Here is a 19,545-nt window from a genome sequence, read left to right on the forward strand (position 1 = left end):
CGTGGAGCCATGACCGCACCCGACCCCTCGCGGCGGATCGACGCCCGCAGCCTCCGCGCCCTCGCCCACCCGTTGCGCGTCCGCATCCTCGACGCCCTCGCCGCCGACGGCCCCGCCACCTCCGCCCGGCTCTCCGAGCGCCTCGGCGAGAGCACCGGCACCATCAGCTGGCACCTGCGGCTGCTCGCCGAGCACGGCTTCATCGAGGAGGACGCCGACCGCGGCACCCGCCGCGAACGCTGGTGGCGGCGCGTCCGCAGCCGGAACGTGCTCAGCACCACCGACTTCGCCGACGACCCCGAGGCCCGCGACGCCGCCGCCCTCTACCTCGACGAGATGCTGCGGGCGCAGTTCCGGCGGGTCACCGACTCCCTCGCCGCCGAATGGACCGGCGAATGGCGCGGCGCCGGCTCCATCACCGACTGGAACAACCTGCGGCTCACCCCCGCCCAGCTCCGCGCCCTGCACGAGGAGCTGACCGAGGTGGTGGCCCGGCACACCCCCGACCCCGACGCCGAACCCGACCCGCTGGCCCGGCCCGTCGTCGTGCAGATCCAGGCCCTCCCGCGGGCCGAGGGCGGTGCCGAATGAGCGCCGACGACCGCCGCGGCGGACTGCTCCGCCGCCACCGCGACTTCCGCCTGCTGTGGGGCGGCGAGACCGCCAACCGCTTCGGCTCCGCCGTCACCGGACTCGCGATGCCGCTGATCGCCGTCACCGCCCTGCACGCCACCACCTTCCAGGTCGCGCTGCTCGGCGCCGCCGGCTGGCTGCCCTGGCTGGTCCTCGGCCTCCCGGTCGGCGTCTGGGTGGACCGGATGCGGCGCCGGCCGGTCATGCTGGCCTCCTCCGCCGCCTCGCTGGCCCTGCTGCTCACCGTGCCGGCGGCCGCCGCGGCCGGCGTGCTCACCCTCGCCCAGTTACTCGCCGTCGCGGTCGGCACCGGCACCGCCGGCGTCTTCTTCCAGACCGCGTACACCGCCTACCTGCCCGGTCTGCTCGACCCGGCGGACCAGGCCGAGGGCAACGCCAAACTGCACGGCAGCGCCTCCGCCGCCGGCATCGCCGGACTCGGCTCCGGCGGCCTGATCTCCCAACTCGCCGGACCGGTCGGCGGTCTGGTCGCCAACGCCGCCACCTTCGTGTTCTCGCTGTGGTGCACCGCGCGGATCCGGCACCGGGAGATCCTCCCGCCGGCCCGCGAGCGCTCGCTCCTGCGCGAGGTCCGCGACGGACTCGGGCTGGTCTTCGGCGACGTCTGGTTCCGGACCCTGACGCTGTGGGGCGCCGCCGGCAACCTCGCCCTCACCGGCTTCCAGTCGATCCTGGTGGTCTTCCTCGTCCGCGAGGTGCACCTGCCGCCCGGCGCGGTCGGCAGCCTGGTGGCGGTCGGCTCGGTGGGCGGGATCGCCGGCGCGGCCGTCGCCCGGCGGGTGGCCGCCGCGATCGGCACCGCCCGGGCCATGCTGGTGTTCGAGATCGGCCTGCCGCTGCTCACCCTGCTCGTACCGCTCACCTCGCCGGGTGCGGGGCTGGCGTACTACCTGATCGGCGCGTTCGCGGTGTCCGCCGGGGTGGTCGCCGGAAACGTCGTCAAGTCGACGTTCCAGCAGCGGTACTGCCCGCCGGAGCTGCTCGGGCGGCTCAGTGCCAGCAGTGCGGTGCTCAACTTCGGGGCGATTCCCGTCGGTGCGGTGCTCGCCGGGCTCCTCGGCACCGAACTCGGCCTGCGGCCGGCGATGTGGCTGATGACGGCGGGGGTGCCGCTGGCGGGGCTGATCCTCTGGTTCTCCCCGGTACGGCGCTGCCGCGACCTGCCGACCGGACCGAAGGCTGCAGTGCCGCACCCGGACTGCGGGGTCACCGCTCAGGGGCTCGGGGAACTGCGCGAGGCGGAGGAACTGCGGGAGGCAGACCCCTCGGCGTCGGGCCCGGCCCGGGGTCAGGCTGCGGCGGGGAGCAGGGCCGGGACGCAGGAGCGGTAGCGCTCGAGGACGAGGCGGACCACGGCGTCGTGGGCGCCGAGGGCCTCGGATGCGAGGTCGCCGCCGGCCGCTGCGGCGAGGCGGGCGAAGTCGCCGGGGGCCGTGAAGTAGCCGGCCACGGCCACCCGCAGGCCGTCCGCGTGGAAGCCGGCGACGGCCTCCGCGACGCTCGGGCCGCCTGCGGCAACGTACCCCGGGCGCACCGGGACGCCGAGCCGCAGTGCCAGCAGCCGGGCCTGCTCCTCGGTGTCCAGGGCGGCCTCGGCGTCGCGCGAGCCGGAGGCGGCCAGGACGACCGCGTCCCGGCCGTCGGCACCACAACGCCAGCCGGCCTCGGCCAGCCGGGCGGCCAGTGCCTCCGCCAGCAGCGGGTGCGGGCCGAGCGGGGCCGCGATCACGCCGCTGACCTGCGGCGCGGCGGCGAGCGAAGCCGGGATGTCGACCTTGGCGTGGTACCCACGGCTGAGCAGCAGCGGCACCAGGACGGCCTGGCCGCTCAGCCCGTCCAGCACCTCGGGCAGGAGGGGTGCGTTCAGGCCGAGGTGGGCGAGGCGGACGTCGAGTTCGGGTCTGGCGGCACGCAGCCGGTCCAGCAGGCGGGCGATCTCCGCGCCGGCGGCAAGGTCGCGGGAGCCGTGCGCGACCAGCACCAGGGCCGGGCGGCGGGGCGCGTGCAGGACCCGCACGGCGGCGGCGCGCGGCGGCGCGGCCTGCTCTGCGGTGGCCTGCGGCGTGGGGGCGGCGGCGAGGGTGGGGGGCGGCGTCATGCCGTCCAGCGTCACCCACGGCTGTTTCCCCGCCGTTGCCCGGTGGTCACGACTGGTTTCCCGGGCCTCACAGTCGCGGACGGTGCTGGTGAGGGGCCGCCCGTGCGGCCTCACAGCGGGTCGGGCGGCCGGTGAGGGCGGTGTGCGGGGGCCGTAACCTGCGGGCCGCCGCCGTGAAACAGCGCCGTAGCACAGTGGCGGACATGAACGATGCCGCCACCGACACCCACTGCCCGTACTGCGCGCTGCAGTGCGGAATGGGGCTGCGCCGCACCGACGGGCCCGTGCCGGTCTCCGTGGTGGAGCGGCCCGCGTTCCCGGTCAACCGGGGCGCACTCTGCGGCAAGGGCGCGAACGCCGCCGCGGTGCTCGCCCCCGGGGCCCGGCTCACCACACCGCTGGTGCGCGCGGACGGGGAGCTCCGCCCGGCCTCCTGGGAGGAGGCCCTGGACCGGATCGCCGGGGCGCTCGCCGACACCGCCGAGACGCACGGCAGGGACGCCGTCGGGGTGTTCGGCGGCGGCGGGCTGACCAACGAGAAGGCGTACCTGCTGGGCAAGTTCGCCCGGGTGGTGCTCGGCACCTCCGCCATCGACTACAACGGCCGGTTCTGCATGTCCTCGGCCGCGGCCGGCGGTATCCGGGCCTTCGGCCTGGACCGCGGGCTGCCCTTCCCGGTCGAGGACATACCGCGGGCCGGCTGCGTGATCCTGGTCGGCGGCAACCCGGCGGAGACCATGCCGCCGTTCGTCCGCTACCTGCGCGAGCTGCAGGAGAACGGCGGGAAGCTGATCGTCGTCGACCCGCGGCGCACCCGCACCGCGGACCTCGCCGACCTGCACCTGGCCCCGCGGCCCGGCACCGACCTGGCGCTGGCCCTCGGCATGCTGCACCTGGTGGTCTCCCAGGGCCGCACCGACGAGGCGTTCATCGCCGAGCGGACGACCGGCTGGGCGGAGACCCGCGCGGCCGCGATGGCGCACTGGCCCGAGCACGTCGAGTCGGTGACCGGGGTGCCGCTGCCGCAGCTGCGCGAGGCGGTGCAGCTGTTCTGCGACGCGCCGACCGGCATGGTGCTCACCGCGCGCGGCCCCGAGCAGCAGGCGAAGGGCACCGACACCGTCAGCGCCTGGATCAACCTGTGCCTGGCCACCGGCAACGCCGGCCGGCTGCACGCCGGGTACGGCTGCCTCACCGGGCAGGGCAACGGCCAGGGCGGCCGCGAGCACGGCCAGAAGGCCGACCAGCTGCCCGGCTACCGCAAGCTGGACGACCCGGCGGCCCGCGCGCACGTCGCCGCGGTCTGGGGCGTCGACCCGGACTCGCTGCCGGGCCCCGGGCGCAGCGCGTACGAGCTGCTGGACTCGCTCGGCACGGACGTGAAGGCGCTGCTGCTGATGGGTTCCAACCCGGTGGTGTCGGCGCCGCGTTCCTCGCACGTGGCGGAGCGGCTGCGGTCGCTGGACTTCCTGGCCGTCAGCGACGTGGTGCTCTCCGAGACGGCGGCGCTGGCGGACGTGGTGCTGCCGGTCACCCAGTGGGCCGAGGAGACCGGCACCATGACCAACCTGGAGGGGCGGGTCATCCTGCGCCGCAAGGCCGTGGACGCACCGGAGGGGGTGCGCAGCGACCTGGAGGTGATGCACGCGCTCGCCGGGCGGCTCGGCCACGGGGAGGGTTTCCCGACCGATCCGGAGAAGGCCTTCGACGAGCTGCGCCGGGCCTCGGCCGGCGGCGCCGCCGACTACGCGGGGATCAGCTACGAGCGGATCGCCGCCGAGGACGGGGTGTTCTGGCCGTGCCCGTCGTCCGGGCACCCGGGGACGCCGCGGCTGTTCCTCGACCGGTTCGCCACCCCGGACGGGCGGGCCAGGTTCACCGCGGTGCACCACCGGCCGGCGGGTGAGGAGCCGGACGAGGAGTACCCGGTGCGCCTGACCACCGGCCGGGTGCTGGCGCAGTACCAGTCCGGTGCGCAGACCCGCCGGGTGGCCGAGCTGAACGCGGCCGCCCCCGGCGCGTTCGTCGAACTGCACCCGAGGCTCGCGGAGAGGCTCGGGGTGCGCGACGGCGAGCAGGTCGCCGTGGTGAGCCGGCGCGGACGGACCGTCACCCCCGCCCGGCTCACCACCGCGATCCGGCCGGACACCGTCTTCATGCCGTTCCACTGGCCGGGCGAGGCCAACGCCAACCTGCACACCAACCCGGCGCTCGACCCGGTCTCCCGGATGCCGGAGTTCAAGGCGTGCGCGGTGCGGGTGGAGCCGCTGGCGGCGGCGGAGTAGGACCGACCGGCACATGGGGGCGGGGCCGGCGGTGTCCGGTTCCGGCCACCCCGCGGCGCGGCGGGCGCTGACAGGATGGTGCGATCCCCCGCACCGAACTCCTCCCCCAGGAACCGTCCATGGCGCTGCCCCAGGGACCGCTCAGCCACCGCTACCGCGGCGAGCACCCCGTCCGCACCCTCCTCTACCTCTTCCGGCCCGACCGGGGGCGCGTCGCTCTCGCGGTCGCCGTGTTCTTCGCCAAGCACGCGCCGGTCTGGCTGCTGCCGCTGATCACCGCGAACATCGTGGACGTGGTCGTCCGGCACCGGCCGGTGTCCGTGCTGTGGTGGAACTCCGCGGTGCTGCTGGTGATCCTGCTGCTCAACCTGCCGCTGCACCTGCTGTACGTGCACTGGATGCACGGCTCGATCCGGCGGATGGGCACCCGGCTGCGCTCCGCGCTGTGCCACCGGATGCAGCAGCTGTCCATCGGCTACCACTCGCGGGTCAGCGCCGGCGTGCTGCAGGCCAAGGTGATCCGCGACGTCGAGGGCATCGAGAACGCCTCCCAGCAGACCGCCGACAACGGGCTCGCCGCGATCGCCACCCTCGCCGGCGGCCTGGTCGTCATCGGGGTGCAGACCCCGGCCTTCCTGCCGGTCTTCCTGGTGATCGTGCCGGCCGCGGCGCTGCTGGTCGTCCGGCTCCGGGAGCGGCTGCGCAGCCAGAACGAGTCCTTCCGGCAGGAGGTCGAGCAGCTCTCCTCCCGGATCGGCGAGATGACCACGCTGATCCCGATCACCCGGGCGCACGGCCTGGAGCGCACCGCGCTGCGCCGGGTGGACCGCACCCTCGGCCGGGTGCTGGACGCCGGGCTGCGCCTGGACCTGCTCAACGGCCGCTTCGGCTCGCTCGCCTGGATCCTGCTCAACGCCATCGGGGTGGGCTGCCTGGCCGGCTCCGCGCTGGTCGCCTACTACGGCTGGCTGGACGTCACCCCGGGCGCGGTGGTGATGCTCAGCGCGTACTTCTCCAGCCTGACCGGCTCGGTCACCACCCTGCTCACCCTCACCCCGCAGCTCGGCAAGGGGCTGGAGTCCGTCCGCTCGGCCGGCGAGGTGCTGCAGGCCCCCGACCTGGAGGAGAACTCCGGCAAGGCAGAGGTCGCGCAGGTCGCCGGCCGGATCGAGTTCCGCGGCGTCGGGCACACCTACCCGGGCGGCGAGGAGCCCTCGGTGAGCGGCTTCGACCTGACCGTGCGGCCGGGCGAGACGATCGCCCTGGTCGGCGGCTCCGGTGCGGGCAAGTCCACCGTGCTGAACCTGCTGATCGGCTTCCTGCGGCCCAGCGAGGGCAGCATCCTGCTGGACGGCACCGACATGGAGCAGCTGGACCTGCGCAGCTACCGAAAGTTCCTGTCGGTGGTGCCGCAGGAGTCGATCCTGTTCGAGGGCAGCATCCGGGAGAACGTCACCTACGGCATGAAGGAGGTGCCCGAGGAGACGGTGCGGGACGCGCTGCGGGACGCCAACGCGCTGGAGTTCATCGACCGGCTGCCGCAGGGCCTGGACACCGTGGTCGGCGAGCGCGGCGCCCGGCTGTCCGGCGGCCAGAAGCAGCGCCTGGCCATCGCCCGCGCGCTGATCCGCGACCCGCGGGTGCTGATCCTCGACGAGGCGACCTCCGCCCTGGATTCCCGCTCCGAGGCGCTGGTGCAGCAGGCGCTCGCCCGGCTGGTCGAGGGCCGCACCGTGTTCGTGGTGGCGCACCGGCTCTCCACGATCAGGAACGCCGACCGGATCGTGGTGATGCACCGCGGCAGGATCGCCGAGATCGGCTCGCACGCCGAACTCCTGCGCGGCGGCGGGGCGTACGCCGGTCTGCAGGCCGCCCAGCTCGCCTGATCCGGGGGCTCACAGCCGGGCCCGCGCGCCGCTGAGGTCGACTTTCCGCTCGTGAAACAGAGCGGCCCCGGCCGGGTAACTTCCGGGAAGCATGCTCGAGGGCATGACAGCAACGGACAGCACGGCGGAGCCGCGGATCGTGGTGATCGGCGGCGGCATGGCCGGCCACCGGCTCGCCCAGCAGCTCACCGCCCACGGCGCAGGCCGGGTGACGCTGCTCGCCGAGGAGGAGTACGCGCCGTACAACCGGGTGCTGCTCGCCGACGTGCTGGCCGGCCGCTACGCCCCGGACATCGCGGCCCTGGCGGCGCTCCCTCCGCAGGTGGAGCGCCGCCAGGCCCGGGCCGTCCGGATCGACCGCGAGCACCGCCTGGTGCAGTGCGACGACGGCGCCGCCGTCGGGTACGACCACCTGGTCCTCGCCACCGGCTCCAACCCGGTGCTGCCGCCGCTGCGCGGCCTGTTCGACGACGCTCTGACCGGCCGGGAACGGCACGAGCTCCCCACCGGGGTGTTCGCCTTCCGCACCATGGCCGACTGCGAGCTGATCGACGGCTACCTGCCGGGCGTCCGGCAGGCCGTGGTCGTCGGCGGCGGACTGCTCGGGGTGAGCGCCGCCCGGGCGCTCGCCGCCCGCGGCGTCCAGGTGGTGCTGGCCCACCAGGGCGAGCACCTGATGGAGCGCCACCTCGACGAGGAGGCCGCCGAACTGCTCCGCGCCCACCTCGCCGAACTCGGCGTCGAGGTGCACACCGAGTGCCGCGTCCGCTCGGCGCTCACCGAGGACCGCCGGATCACCGGCGTCGAACTCGCCGACGGCTTCCGGCTGGACGCCGAACTGCTGGTCATCGCCACCGGGGTGCGGCCGCGCGCCGGCCTCGCCGCCGCCGCCGGGCTCGAAGTCCGCCGCGGCATCGTCGTCGACGACCGCCTTCGCACCTCGGACCCGGCGATCCACGCCCTCGGCGACTGCGCCGAACACCGCGGCACCGTCTACGGACTGGCCGGTCCCGCCCTCTCGCAGGCCGACCACCTCGCCCGCCTCCTGGCCGGCCAGGACGCCCCGTACCGGGGCAGCCGGCTGCTCACCCGGCTCACCCTGACCGGCCCGGACTCCGCCCCGCTGGACCTCGCGGCCTTCGGCGAGACCGCGCCCGCCGGCCCGGACGACCGGGTCGTCCGGCTCGCCGACGCCAGCCGCGGCACCTACCGCAAGGTCATCGTCCGCCGCGACGAGCAGGGGGGCGACCGCCTGGTCGGCGGCGTCCTGCTCGGCGACCTCGACACCGTCGGCGACCTCGCCGGCACCTGGGAGGGCGACGAGGCCCTGTCAGCACACCCGCTGCACCTGCTCACCACCCAGAGCACGACCACCGGAGGGCCCGCCCGATGACCACCAGCCCGATCAGCACCACCAAGCCGACCGTCGTCCTGGTCGGGTACGGCATGGTCGGCCACCGCTTCCTGGAAGCCCTGGCCGACACCGGCGCCGCCGCCCGCTACCGGGTCGTCGTCCTCGCCGAGGAGCCCCGGCACGCCTACGACCGCGTCGCCCTGACCTCGTACTTCTCCGGCAAGTCCGCCGACGACCTGCTGCTCGCCGAGGAGGGCTTCACCGACAAGCACGGCTTCGAGGTGCACCTCTCCTCCCCCGTCGCCTCGATCGACCGGGCGGCGAAGACCGTCACCACCGCGGCCGGCCACACGATCGGCTACGACACCCTGGTGCTGGCCACCGGCTCCTACCCGTTCGTGCCGCCGGTCGAGGGCAAGGACGCCGAGGGCTGCTTCGTCTACCGCACCATCGAGGACCTGGAGGCCATCGAGGCGTACGCGGCGACCGCGAACGTCGGCGCGGTGGTCGGCGGCGGCCTGCTCGGCCTGGAGGCGGCCGGCGCGCTCAAGGGCCTCGGCCTGGAGACCCACGTGGTCGAGTTCGCGCCCCGCCTGATGCCCGTCCAGGTGGACGAGGGCGGCGGCGAGGCGCTGCGCCGCACCATCGAGGAGATGGGCGTCGTCGTGCACACCGGTGTCGGCACCAAGACCATCCTGGTCGAGGACGGCAAGGCCCGCGGCATGACCTTCACCGACGGCTCCGACCTGGAGACCGACCTGGTGATCTTCTCGGCCGGCGTCCGCCCCCGCGACCAGCTGGCCCGCGACTGCGGCCTCACCGTCGGCGAGCGCGGCGGCATCGCGGTCGACGAGCTCTGCAGGACCTCCGACGAGAACGTCTTCGCCATCGGCGAGTGCGCGCTCGCCGTCGACGGCCGGGTCTACGGCCTGGTCGCCCCCGGCTACGAGATGGCGCAGGCCGTCGCCCAGCAGCTCGCCGACGAGGCCTGCAAGCCCTTCACCGGCGCCGACCTCTCCACCAAGCTGAAGCTCCTCGGCGTCGACGTGGCCAGCTTCGGCGACGCCTTCGGCACCACCGAGGGCTCCCTGGACGTCGTCTACTCCGACTCCCGCTCCGGCATCTACAAGAAGCTCGTCGTCACCGCCGACGGCGCCCTGCTCGGCGGCATCCTGGTCGGCGACGCCGAGGCGTACTCCTCGCTCCGGCCGCTGGCCGGAACCGGCAACCCGCTGCCCGTCCCCGCCGAGTCGCTGGTCCTCCCGGCCGGCGCCGGCGCCCCCGTCTCGCTCGGCTCCTCCGCCCTGCCGGACGACGCGGTGGTCTGCAACTGCCACAACGTCACCAAGGGCCAGGTCCGCTCGGCCGTCACCGAGCACTCCTGCACCACCGTGCCCGAGATCAAGAAGTGCACCAAGGCCGGCACCGGCTGCGGCTCCTGCATCAAGCTGCTCTCCACCATCGTCACCGACGAGCTGGAGGCCTCCGGCGTCGAGGTCGACAAGGGCCTGTGCCCCTGCTTCGCGCACACCCGCGCCGAGCTGTACGAGATCGTCCGGGTCAAGCGGATCGCCACCCACCGGCAGCTGCTCGCCGAGCACGGCCGCGCCCCCGAGGGTGCCGAGGGCTGCGAGATCTGCAAGCCGACCGTCGGCTCGATCATCGCCTCGCTCGCCCCCGAGCTGGAGGCCTCCGGCCACATCCTCGACGGCGAGCAGGCCGCCCTGCAGGACACCAACGACCACTTCCTGGCCAACCTGCAGAAGAACGGCTCCTACTCGGTCGTGCCGCGCATCCCAGGCGGCGAGATCACCCCGGACAAGCTGATCGTGATCGGCGAGGTCGCCCGCGACTTCGGCCTCTACACCAAGATCACCGGCGGTCAGCGGATCGACCTCTTCGGCGCCAGCGTCGACCAGCTCCCGCAGATCTGGTCCCGCCTGGTCGAGGCCGGCTTCGAGTCCGGCCACGCCTACGGCAAGTCGCTGCGCACCGTGAAGTCCTGCGTCGGCTCGACCTGGTGCCGCTACGGCGTCCAGGACTCCGTCGGCATGGCGATCCAGCTGGAGCTCCGCTACCGCGGCCTGCGCAGCCCGCACAAGCTCAAGTCGGCCGTCTCCGGCTGCGCCCGCGAGTGCGCCGAAGCCCGCGGCAAGGACTTCGGCATCATCGCCACCTCCAACGGCTGGAACCTGTACGTCGGCGGCAACGGCGGCGCCACCCCGCGCCACGCGGACCTGCTCGCCCAGGACCTCGACGACGAGCAGCTGATCAGGCTGATCGACCGGTTCCTGATGTTCTACATCCGCACCGCCGACCGGCTGGAGCGCACCTCCACCTGGCTGGAGCGCATCGAGGGCGGTCTCGACCACGTCCGCGACGTGGTGGTGAACGACTCGCTGGGCATCTGCGCCGACCTGGAGGCCCTGATGGCCAACCACGTCGCCGACTACCAGGACGAGTGGGCCGCCACCCTCGCCGACCCGGACCGGATGCGGCGTTTCGTCTCCTTCGTCAACGCCCCCGGCGTCCCGGACCCGAGCATCCGGTTCACCCCGGAGCGCGACCAGATCAAGCCCGACCTGGTGCTCCTCGCCACCGAGGAGGAGCTGCTCGCCGCCCTCGACCCCGACAACGCGCTTCTGGAGACCCGATGACCACCGTCGCCACCACCACCCGCGTCGAGCTGCTGACCGGCCGGTCCTGGACCACCGTCTGCGACTGGGAGCTGCTCGTCCCCGGCCGCGGCGTCGCCGTCCTGCTGCCGGACGGCACCCAGGCCGCCGTCTTCCGCGACCACGCCGACCGCCTCTACGCGGTGGCCAACCGCGACCCGTTCACCGGGGCGTACGTGCTCTCCCGCGGCCTGGTCGGCTCCACCGCCGACGGCCGGGTGTACGTCGCCTCGCCGCTCCTGAAGCAGCGCTTCGACCTGGCGACCGGCGAGTGCCTCGACGACGAGACGGTGCGCATCCCGGTGCACACCGCCCGCCTCGGCGAGATCTGAGCCCTTGAGCGCCTGAACCCCGGGGCCTGTCCGCAGCGCCCCACCACCGCCCCTGATCGGCCCGGCCGTCCGCAGTCCCTGCCCTGACCCGCGGACGGCCGGTGCTCTGTTCAGGGGCTTCCTGCTGCCCGGTTCGGGCGGCTCTGCCGCCCGCCCCGGCGGTGGCGGGCCGGTGTTCAGCGGCGGACGGCCGACAGCACCGCCTCCGCCATACCGCGCTCACCGCGGGCGTTGGGGTGCAGCGGGGCCGCACCCGACGCGGCGGCGACCGGCTCGACCCAGCGCTGCGACTCCCCCGCGCACATGTCGTGGCCCGCGGACACCGCGGCGGTGTCCACGAAGACCGCCCCTGCCGCGGCGGCCCGGGCCCGCAGCATCTCGTTCAACTGGTCCATCTTCTCCGTGAGGAAGGCGATGTCGGGCAGGGCGATGCCCTCGCCGAGGGCCGCCCGGCAGCGCGCCGGGTCGGACGGGAGCAGCGCCGGATAGCCGACCACGTACAGCCGCGCCGAGGGCGACCGGCGACGGATCTCCGCGAGGACGGCAGCCACCTTCTCGCCCGCCGCCGCCACCCGCCGCTCCACCTCGTCCGGGCCGCCGCCGGTCGCGGCGTAGGAGGCACGGCAGGCGGAGGCCGTGACCGCCGCATCCCCGGGGCCCGGGGAGGACAGCGTGTGCAGCAGGCTCTCCCTGGCACAGTGCGTGACGACCTCCATGAAGCCGGCATCGTTGCCGCCGATCCCGACGGTGACCAGCCGGGTGGCCGGGGAGAGGGCGTCCAGCTGGGGCGGGTTGGTGCCGTCGGGTGTGTGCTGGGGGCGGGCCAGCTCGCCGGCCCGTGCGGAGCTGCAGCTGACGTCCCGGAAGGCGTCGCCGGCCAGGCCGAGGCCCGCGGCCACCAGGGACGGGTAGTTCGCCCCCGAGCGGTAGCAGCCGGCCGGAGTGCCGCCCTGCGGCGGCACCTTCAGGCCGGAGGTGTACGAGTCTCCGAGGGCCACGTACGGCCCGGCGGGCGCCGAGGGCGTGGGGGCTGCGGACGAGGTGGGGCCGGCCGGCCCGGCGGACTGCTGCCCGGGGCCGTCGGCCGCTCCCCCGCTGCAGCCGGCCGCCAGCAGCAGCGCGGCCAGGGCGAGCCCGGTGCCGCCGCGCCTGAGTCCCATGCAATCCCCCCGAGTCCGTTCCTGGTCGTCCCAACGTACGGGACCTGCCCGGAAGCTCCCCACTCCCGGGTGACCGCGCCGTGTCGCGCCGGGCCCGCGGCGCCCCCGGTCGGCCTCGCCCCCCGGGGCCGGGTCGGTCGGCGCCACGGACTCCCGGGGCCGGATCAGTCGGTGTCGCGCTCGTGCTCGGCGAGGAACTCCTCGAAGCGCCGGCCCAGCTCGTCGGCCGAGGGCAGGTCGGTGGTCTGGGCGAGCAGGCTCTCCCTGCCCTCCGCGCCGGCCACCGCGTCGTACTGGCCCTCCATGCCTCGGATGGCGGAGCGCAGTTCGCCGTCGCCCTGCTCCAGCTGCTCCTCGATCTCGGCGTGCACCTCGTCCACCCGCAGCTTCAGCTCGGTGCCGGGCAGCACCAGGCCGGTGGCCGACTGGACGGCCTCCAGGATCAGGACGGCGGCGGCCGGGTAGGCGGAGCGCGCGATGTAGTGCGGCACGTGGACCGCGAAGCCGAGCACGTCGTGGCCGGCCTCGGCGAGGCGGAACTCCAGCAGGGCCTGGGCGCTGCCCGGCACCTGGGCCTGGTCGAACCAGCGCGGGTAGCCGGGTGCGAGGTCGAGCCGGGTGCCGTGCGGCGTCAGACCGACCGGGCGGGTGTGCGGGACGCCCATCGGGATGCCGTGGAAGTCCACCGAGAGGCGAACGTCGAAGCGCTCGATCAGGCCGCGCACGGCGACGGCGAACAGCTCCCACTCGGTGTCCGGCTCGGGGCCGGAGAGCACCAGGAAGGGCGCGCCGACGGAGTCGTGCACCAGCTGGAGGAGGATCTCCGGCGGGTCGTAGTCCGTCCAGCGCTCCCGGTCGAAGACCATCGCGGGGCGGCGGGCGCGGTAGTCGACCAGGCGGTCGTGGTCGAAGCGCGCGACGACCTGCGGGCCGCCGTGCTCCAGCAGGTGCGACACCACCTGGGTGCCGGCCTCGCCCGCGTCCATGAAGCCCTCGAAGTGGTACAGCAGCACCAACCCGCTGTCGGCCGAGGCGGCGGCCTCCTGCGCGGCGGCGACCGCCGCGACGCCCGCCGGCTCCAGCTCGTACAGCTTCTTGGGATCACGCACGGCGCACCCAACCCCGTTCCGTCTCGTTCGTCCTACCGGGGCCGGCCCATGCCGGCGGCCCTGCGGGCGCCCCCGGGACGCCCTTCCGATCACTCCAGCGTGCCCGGGGGCGCTGGAATTCCCGCAGCTGCCGCATGTCTCCACCCCTCTTGCAGAATATCCTCACCCACCGCGAAAGCCCCTGGTGGGAGGTGTCCGGACGGCCTTTCGGGGCCCGTCCGGCGGCCGCCGCGGCGTGCCGTCGACACGCGCACGCCCCCGATCGCGTGCCGCGAAGTGACGCACCGCCTTCTTGCGGGTATCGTCCTCTCGCTGCCTCGCACTGTCGCGTCGTCGCCACGCCGTTCGTCACGGCGCCGGCCATGCCCCGAACAGGTGCGCGGCCAGTCATCCCTCGCGCACCTTGCCTTCACCTGGCCGCCTGTTTCCCTTCGTGATCTCGTCTCTCTCTCGGCCATCTCGCGGACGCACACTGTCCCCTCGCCCATCCCGCCGGACCGGGTCGTCGACCCGTTCCCGTTCCGGCACCGCGCTGCCCGCCTCCGGGCCGTCGCCTCCGCCGCCCGACCGGTCCTGCACCGGCGTGCGCCGACCGGGCGACGGAGACCCCGGAGCGGGGCGAAAGACCCCGCCCTCGACGCCGTGATCCCGGAACGAGGGTCCCTCCGATCGCCGAAGGACCGAAGGATTCCGTGCCCGTACCCGTCACCCTCATCGGCCGCACCGTGCGGCTGGAGCCTCTCGCAGAGCACCACGCGGAGGCACTGGCCGAGGCAGGTGCAGAAGACCGTACGACCTACGCCTTCACGCCTGTCCCGCACGGCCTGGAAGCGGCCCGCGAGTACATCGGGCGTGCCCTCGCAGACCAGGCCGCGGGCCGGTCGCTGCCGTTCGCGACCGTGAGCACCGCGGACAACCGGGTGGTCGGCTCGACCCGGTTCCTGGAGCTCGACTACTGGCAGGGCCCGCTGGTGTGGCCGCCGGTTCCCGGCGTGCCGTTCGGCGATCCGCGCGAGGCGGTGCCGGACGCCGCCGAGATCGGCAACACCTGGCTGGCCCCGCGCGCACAGGGCACCGGCATCAACACCGAGGCGAAGCTGCTGATGCTGCGGTACGCCTTCGAGGAGTGGCGGGTGCAGCGGATCTCGCTGCGCGCCGACGCCCGCAACCTGCGCTCGCGGGCCGCCATCGAGCGGCTCGGGGCCACCTGCGAGGGCGTCCGCCGCGCCCACTCGCGCGGGCTCGACGGGGTGGTCCGCTCGACCGCCTTCTACTCGATCCTCGACGAGGAGTGGCCGGCCGTCCGCGACATCATCGAGCTGCGGATCGCCGCCGCGACCTCGCCGAGCGCCCCGGACCCGGCTCTCAACCAGGAGTGCCTTAGACACGGCGGCCCGCTGATCCCCGCCTGACGGCACGACCCGGCCCGGGCGCCCCGCTGCACTCCGGGCCGGACGCCGTGTGCCCGATGCCGGGTGCCCGGGGTGGTGCTCAGGCCTCGCTGTCCTCCGGCGGGGGTGCGTAGGGCGGGCGGTCGGTGCGGCGGCGGGCCGTCTCGCGTACGTCCTCCGGCAGCTCGGCGACGTCGACCAGCTGCGGCAGGAGCGAGGCGTCGCCGGTCAGCGCGCGGAAGCAGCGCTCCACCGTCAGGCCGTGCTGCGGCCGGTGCTCGACCGTGATCGGGTCGCCGGCCCTGATCCGGCCCGGCTCGACGATCCGCAGGTAGGTACCGGGCAGCGCCGCCTCGGTGAACCGCCGCACCCAGCGCCGCTCGTCCAGCCAGTGGGCGAAGGTCGAGCACGGGATGCGCGGCACGGACACCTCCAGCAGCACCTCGTCGCCGATCCGCCAGCGCTCGCCGATCAGCGCGCCGTCCACGTCGAGGCCGGTGGTGGTCAGGTTCTCGCCGAAGCTGCCGTCGGGCAGCTCGCGGCCGAGCTCCGCCGCCCACCGGTCCAGCACCTCCCGGGCGTAGGCGTACACGGCCTGGTCGTCGCCGCCGTGGTTGCGGGTGTCGAAGATCGCATCGCCGACCAGGCCGCTGTGCAGCCCGGTGTGCTTGGGGCCCGGCGCCCGCAGCTCCACCGGGTGGTCGACGGGGCGCTTGTCGATCCCCGTCTCCGCGACGCCGGGCTTCGCGGGGTTGGGTCGCGGTCGGGCAAGGTTCACGGAGAGAAGTAGGGGCATGCGCGCAGCGTAGGCGGGCCCGCCGAGGGGCGCAGCCGAATTTCACGCCGACCCCGTGCCGGTCCCGCACCTGTCCCCCGCCTCGTGTCGATCCGCTGACGGGGCACCACCCCGCGCTGCTCGCCGGATGTTCACTGACCGTCAGTCCGGTCCCGGTGCCCACCCCCTCCGGCCGAACGCCTACCCTCGTGGGTCGGGTGGAACGGACGAGGGGGACCGGATGGGCTACCACCGCAACAACTGGCGCCAGGTCGCGGGAGCGGCCGCGCCCTTCATCCCGGGCGGCCGGGCGATCCTCGGCACGGTCGACGCCGCCAACCGGCTGCGGGACACCGTCGGCCGGCGGTCCGTCCAGTACGTCCAGGGCGGCCGTCCGCTCGTCGAACTGCCCTGGCAGCCGCCCGGCCCGCCGGCGGACCCGCACCGCGCCGACGCCGTCGGCCGCCAGGCCTGGGACCTGCTCTTCGGCGACGAGCAGCGGTACGGCGCCCGCGCCCTGCTCGACCACGTCGGCAACCTGCTGATGCCGCTGCCGCCGGCCGAACTCGACCTGGTCGTCCGCCGCTTCGGCCAACAGGGCCTGGACCGCTGGGACGCGCTCACCCACGTCAAGGACGCCGAAGGCCGCTCCGCGTACGACTGGCGCCGCCAGCAGGAGCTGTTCGGCTGGCTGCTGCGCTCGGTCAGCCCGTACTCGGCCATGCTGATCGGCACCGCCATGCCCTGCAGCCAGCCCGACTACGACGCCGGCTGCGACTGCGCCGACCACGGGTGGGTGCTGCCGCAGGGACCGTTCGCGCAGGTGGACGGCGGCTACTTCACCGAGAAGTGGCAGCGGGTCTCCGGCTCGACCGAGGCGATGAGCTGGCAGGACATGGACCAGGGCCGGTTCGGCACCTGCTGGCTGCTGACCAGCGTGCAGGCCGTCGTGCAGGTCAATCCGCAGCACGCGCCACGCCACCTCCGCCAGGAGGCCAACGGCACCGTCACCTGCACCCTCTACGACCAGGGCCGGCCGATCGACATCACCATGGTGCCCGACCTGCCGTACGGCCACGGCCTGCTGTGGGGAGCCAAGGGCCACAGCGACGACGCCCGGTACGCGGAGACCTGGCCCGGCTACTACGAGAAGGCCGCCGCCCGGTTCTTCGGCGGCTACCCGGCCATCGCCGACGGCGGCCACCCGAGCGACGCGCTGAGCCTGCTCACCGGCCGGCCCTCGCGCGAGGGCGAGATCGACCTCGGCAACCCGTGGCTCTGCCACGAGCTCGCCGACCGCCGCGCCCGCGGGCAGGCACTCACCGCCAGCACCCACGGACGCGGGGACGACACCGAGCGGATACACGGCGGACGGCTGGCCGCCAGCCACGCCTACTTCATCAAGGACGTCGACGTGGCCGGCGGCCGGATCTGCCTCGGCAACCCCTGGGGCGACGGCGCCGACCGGCGGATGTGGGAGTGCTGGCTGACCCTCCAGGAGATCCCGCACTGCCTGCGGAGGATGAACGCCGTCGACACCTGGTGAGCCGCCGGCCGTCCGCCTTGTGCCTCTCCCCTTTCGACCGGAGGCCGGGGCGGTCAGAGCAGGCGAAGTGCCGCCACGAGGTCGGCCGGGTCGTGCGGGCAGCGGACGGGGTGCGCCTCGACCTCGGCGGAGACCGGACGCCACCCCGTCCGCGGCAACGGCTCCACCCGGACGTCGAGGACGCGGTACCCGGACCCGAGGTGGTGCAGGTGGAGCACACCCTCGGCGGTGTGGGTCAGCAGTTCGCCGGTGCGGTCGGTGCGGGCCGTTCTGATGCGCTGCCAGTCCTCGTCCGTCCAGCGCAGATCGGGCAGCGCGAGCGGCCGGGGCAGCAGGATCGGGCCGGGGTCCGGCACGGGCCGGCCTGCCGGGGAGCCTCGGCCGGAGCCTTGCGGGGCGACCGCCGGGGGCGCCGCGCGGGGGTCTGCGACGCTGCCGGGGACGGGGGTCGCCCAGGCGGGCAGTGCTTCGCGGGCCGCGAGCCAGGCGGCAGGGATGCCGGCGGTTCCGGTGTGCGCGGCGACCACTCCGCCGACGATGGCGGCCGTGGTGTCGACGTCCCCGCCGGCGGTGACGGTGTCCCAGATCGCGGCCGGGTAGTCGTCAAGGTGGCGTGCGGCCGCCCACAGTGCGAACGGCACGGTGTCCGCGGCGCTGACCCTGCTGCCGTTCCCCAGCACCTTCGCGGCGGTGTGCGGGTCGCCCGAGCCGAGCAGCCCGACGGCCTCGCCGATCCCGCGCCGCACCGCGCCGTGCGGGGTGAGCCGGCGGATCTCGGCCAGGAATTCCTCCGGCGCCGGACGCCCGCCCCTGGCCCGTACCGCGAGTGCGGCGGCCACCGCGACGGCGATCGCGCCGTCCACCGCCTGTGGATGGGTGTGGGTGACGAGCGCGGTGTCCGCCGCCGGGCGGACCGCGGCGGCCGGGTCGTCGGCGTACGCGGCACCGAGCGGGGCCACGCGCATGGCCGCGCCGTTGCCGTACGAGCCCTGGCCGTCGAAGAGTTCGGCCGCCAGCTGCCGTGCGTCGCCGCCTTCGCGGATCAGCCGGAGCATCCGGTTGGCGGCCGGACCGTACCCGCGGTCGAAGTCGTGGCGGCGGGCGAAGGAGTGGGTGAGGTCGAAGGTGTCGATGCGGCCCCGCTCGGCGAGTGCCGCGTGGACGGCACAGGCCATCTCGGTGTCGTCCGTCCACGGCCACCTGCCGGGCGGGGCCTGCCGGCGGTCCAGGTACGGGCGGTTGGCGGGGACGAAGAACTGGGCACCCAGGGCGTCGCCGACGGACAGCCCCTGCAGGGCGTCGAGGCAGGCGGCGGTGGCGGCTGTCGTTGGTTCGGTGGTTTCCGTGGGCCCGGCGGGCGGGGTGGTCTCAATGCGGTCGGTCATTGCCGTCCATCGTGGCAGCCGGGACCCGTGGGCGGCGAGGCGGTTTCCGGCCCTCGGGGCGGTCGGCCCGGAGGGATTGCGCCCCCGGTCAGCAGCGGGCGTCGATCTCGCGGAAACTGGCGTAGTGGTCGGCGGTCCAGTAGCGCTCGCCGGCGGTGCCGGTGACGATCCGTCGGGTCCCGCGGTCGTCCGAACCCGGGCTGACGACGGTGTACTCGTGGTAGTAGCCGGTCGAGTGGCGGGGCAGCAGCCCCTCGCGGTTCTCGAAGACGATGCCGTCCGAGCGGTACGGGTAGGGGCCGCCCGCGGCGATCAGGGTGAGGGTGTTGCCGGCCTGGGCGGGGAGCCTGCTGCGGCAGACATCGGCGATGGCCGGGTCGCTGGGCACCCACCCGGGGCTCGCCGTACCCGGCGTCTGCGAGCGGGGCTTCTGTGTGCCGGAGTCCTGTGTGCCGGGCTTCTGCGCGCCTGGGTTCTGCGTGCCGGGGCCGGTCGTACGGTCGGGCGTCGTGCCGGTGGTGGGAGTCCTCGTCGAACCGCTGCGGTCGCCGAGTGCGTAGGCGGCCGCGGCTACGATCGCGCACACCAGCAGGACGGCGACGACGATCACATGGTTTCGGCTGGTCATGGCCGACAGCTTGCCCGCTCGGCGGAGCGCGCCGGGCCGAGCTTCGCACCGCTCTCACCCGTTCGGCCGCAGACGGAGCACATGTGCGGGCAGGGGCCGGGCCGGGCCGTCCCGGGGCGGTCGGGTCGGGTCGACGCTCCGTCAGGAACCGGCTGCAGCAGGGCATCTCCGACCGGGTGCCCACCGGGTGCAGAAATGCCGCCGGGGCGGGAACGGACGCCATTGTCCGTTCCCGCCCCGGCTCGCTACGTCCGACGGCTCTCCTGC

14 protein-coding genes and 1 pseudogene are annotated in these 19,545 nt (G+C 74.6%); 9 read left to right on the forward strand and 6 right to left on the reverse strand.

The window, feature by feature from the left end:
• Nucleotides 1-9 precede the first annotated feature (9 nt).
• Both ACQ614_RS11645 and ACQ614_RS11650 read left to right on the forward strand, forming a co-directional pair.
• The gene (locus ACQ614_RS11645) at nt 10-591 is read left to right on the forward strand and encodes a winged helix-turn-helix domain-containing protein (RefSeq protein ID WP_431678418.1); all 582 of its coding nucleotides are present in this window, start codon (nt 10-12) and stop codon (nt 589-591) included.
• Entirely contained in the window at nt 588-1,985 is a 1,398-nt protein-coding gene (locus ACQ614_RS11650) for an MFS transporter (RefSeq protein WP_431678419.1), read from the forward strand. The genes ACQ614_RS11645 and ACQ614_RS11650 overlap by 4 nt, the downstream gene beginning before the upstream one ends.
• Here ACQ614_RS11650 and ACQ614_RS11655 read toward each other — a convergent pair.
• Nucleotides 1,943-2,752 (reverse strand): sirohydrochlorin chelatase, encoded by an 810-nt coding sequence (locus ACQ614_RS11655; protein WP_431678420.1) that lies wholly within the window; start codon nt 2,750-2,752, stop codon nt 1,943-1,945. The two genes, ACQ614_RS11650 and ACQ614_RS11655, sit on opposite strands and share 43 nt — an antisense overlap.
• Nucleotides 2,753-2,955: 203 nt before the next feature.
• Between ACQ614_RS11655 and ACQ614_RS11660 the strand changes: the two genes are divergently transcribed.
• From ACQ614_RS11660 to nirD, 5 genes are all read left to right on the forward strand, one after another.
• A complete protein-coding gene (locus ACQ614_RS11660) occupies nt 2,956-5,037 on the forward strand; it encodes a molybdopterin oxidoreductase family protein (RefSeq protein WP_431678421.1) in 2,082 nt (693 codons plus the stop codon).
• Between the two features lie 119 nt (nt 5,038-5,156).
• Nucleotides 5,157-6,923, forward strand: a complete 1,767-nt coding sequence (locus ACQ614_RS11665) for an ABC transporter ATP-binding protein (RefSeq protein ID WP_431678422.1) — start codon at nt 5,157-5,159, stop codon at nt 6,921-6,923.
• A gap of 103 nt (nt 6,924-7,026) precedes the next feature.
• On the forward strand, nt 7,027-8,316 hold the full coding sequence (locus ACQ614_RS11670; protein WP_431678424.1) for an NAD(P)/FAD-dependent oxidoreductase: 1,290 nt from the start codon (nt 7,027-7,029) through the stop codon (nt 8,314-8,316).
• Complete coding sequence (gene nirB / locus ACQ614_RS11675) at nt 8,313-10,934, forward strand: nitrite reductase large subunit NirB (RefSeq protein ID WP_431678425.1); 2,622 nt, start codon at nt 8,313-8,315, stop codon at nt 10,932-10,934. The genes ACQ614_RS11670 and nirB overlap by 4 nt, the downstream gene beginning before the upstream one ends.
• Nucleotides 10,931-11,284: a nitrite reductase small subunit NirD gene (nirD, locus tag ACQ614_RS11680; protein WP_431678427.1), complete on the forward strand. Its 354-nt coding sequence runs from the start codon at nt 10,931-10,933 to the stop codon at nt 11,282-11,284. Before nirB ends, nirD begins: the two co-directional genes overlap by 4 nt.
• Before the next feature lie 176 nt (nt 11,285-11,460).
• Here nirD and ACQ614_RS11685 read toward each other — a convergent pair whose 3' ends face one another.
• Nucleotides 11,461-12,444, reverse strand: coding sequence for an SGNH/GDSL hydrolase family protein (locus ACQ614_RS11685; protein ID WP_431678428.1), 984 nt, complete (start codon nt 12,442-12,444; stop codon nt 11,461-11,463).
• Nucleotides 12,445-12,608: 164 nt separating this feature from the next.
• Nucleotides 12,609-13,553 carry a PAC2 family protein gene (locus ACQ614_RS11690; RefSeq protein WP_431678429.1) on the reverse strand — a complete coding sequence of 315 codons (945 nt, stop codon included), beginning with the start codon at nt 13,551-13,553 and terminating at the stop codon, nt 12,609-12,611.
• 692 nt (nt 13,554-14,245) lie between these two features.
• Between ACQ614_RS11690 and ACQ614_RS11695 the strand changes: the two genes are divergently transcribed.
• A complete protein-coding gene (locus ACQ614_RS11695) occupies nt 14,246-14,965 on the forward strand; it encodes a GNAT family N-acetyltransferase (protein WP_363489861.1) in 720 nt (239 codons plus the stop codon).
• A 79-nt stretch (nt 14,966-15,044) separates the two neighbouring features.
• Here the strand turns inward: ACQ614_RS11695 and ACQ614_RS11700 are convergent, their stop codons facing one another.
• Nucleotides 15,045-15,740, reverse strand: coding sequence for an MOSC domain-containing protein (locus ACQ614_RS11700; RefSeq protein ID WP_431678430.1), 696 nt, complete (start codon nt 15,738-15,740; stop codon nt 15,045-15,047).
• A gap of 220 nt (nt 15,741-15,960) precedes the next feature.
• Between ACQ614_RS11700 and ACQ614_RS11705 the strand changes: the two genes are divergently transcribed.
• Entirely contained in the window at nt 15,961-17,265 is a 1,305-nt protein-coding gene (locus tag ACQ614_RS11705; RefSeq protein ID WP_431678432.1) for a C2 family cysteine protease, read from the forward strand.
• A 446-nt stretch (nt 17,266-17,711) separates the two neighbouring features.
• Here the strand turns inward: ACQ614_RS11705 and ACQ614_RS11710 are convergent.
• Nucleotides 17,712-18,650: pseudogene (locus ACQ614_RS11710) on the reverse strand (ADP-ribosylglycohydrolase family protein); the annotation flags it as partial.
• Nucleotides 18,651-18,738: 88 nt separating this feature from the next.
• Nucleotides 18,739-19,278 (reverse strand): ribonuclease domain-containing protein, encoded by a 540-nt coding sequence (locus ACQ614_RS11715; protein ID WP_431678433.1) that lies wholly within the window; start codon nt 19,276-19,278, stop codon nt 18,739-18,741.
• Between the last annotated feature and the right edge of the window lie 267 nt (nt 19,279-19,545).

The organism is Kitasatospora dryopteridis (assembly GCF_050749075.1).
Classification (GTDB): Bacteria; Actinomycetota; Actinomycetes; order Streptomycetales; family Streptomycetaceae; genus Kitasatospora.

Excerpts from the sequence above, each read along its gene's own strand:
- ACQ614_RS11645 (WP_431678418.1), top strand. The coding sequence starts at position 10 with ATGACCGCACCCGACCCCTCGCGGCGGATCGACGCCCGCAGCCTCCGC.
- ACQ614_RS11650 (WP_431678419.1), top strand. The coding sequence starts at position 588 with ATGAGCGCCGACGACCGCCGCGGCGGACTGCTCCGCCGCCACCGCGAC.
- ACQ614_RS11655 (WP_431678420.1), bottom strand. The coding sequence starts at position 2,752 with ATGACGCCGCCCCCCACCCTCGCCGCCGCCCCCACGCCGCAGGCCACC.
- ACQ614_RS11660 (WP_431678421.1), top strand. The coding sequence starts at position 2,956 with ATGAACGATGCCGCCACCGACACCCACTGCCCGTACTGCGCGCTGCAG.
- ACQ614_RS11665 (WP_431678422.1), top strand. The coding sequence starts at position 5,157 with ATGGCGCTGCCCCAGGGACCGCTCAGCCACCGCTACCGCGGCGAGCAC.
- ACQ614_RS11670 (WP_431678424.1), top strand. The coding sequence starts at position 7,027 with ATGACAGCAACGGACAGCACGGCGGAGCCGCGGATCGTGGTGATCGGC.
- nirB (WP_431678425.1), top strand. The coding sequence starts at position 8,313 with ATGACCACCAGCCCGATCAGCACCACCAAGCCGACCGTCGTCCTGGTC.
- nirD (WP_431678427.1), top strand. The coding sequence starts at position 10,931 with ATGACCACCGTCGCCACCACCACCCGCGTCGAGCTGCTGACCGGCCGG.
- ACQ614_RS11685 (WP_431678428.1), bottom strand. The coding sequence starts at position 12,444 with ATGGGACTCAGGCGCGGCGGCACCGGGCTCGCCCTGGCCGCGCTGCTG.
- ACQ614_RS11700 (WP_431678430.1), bottom strand. The coding sequence starts at position 15,740 with ATGCCCCTACTTCTCTCCGTGAACCTTGCCCGACCGCGACCCAACCCC.
- ACQ614_RS11705 (WP_431678432.1), top strand. The coding sequence starts at position 15,961 with ATGGGCTACCACCGCAACAACTGGCGCCAGGTCGCGGGAGCGGCCGCG.
- ACQ614_RS11715 (WP_431678433.1), bottom strand. The coding sequence starts at position 19,278 with ATGACCAGCCGAAACCATGTGATCGTCGTCGCCGTCCTGCTGGTGTGC.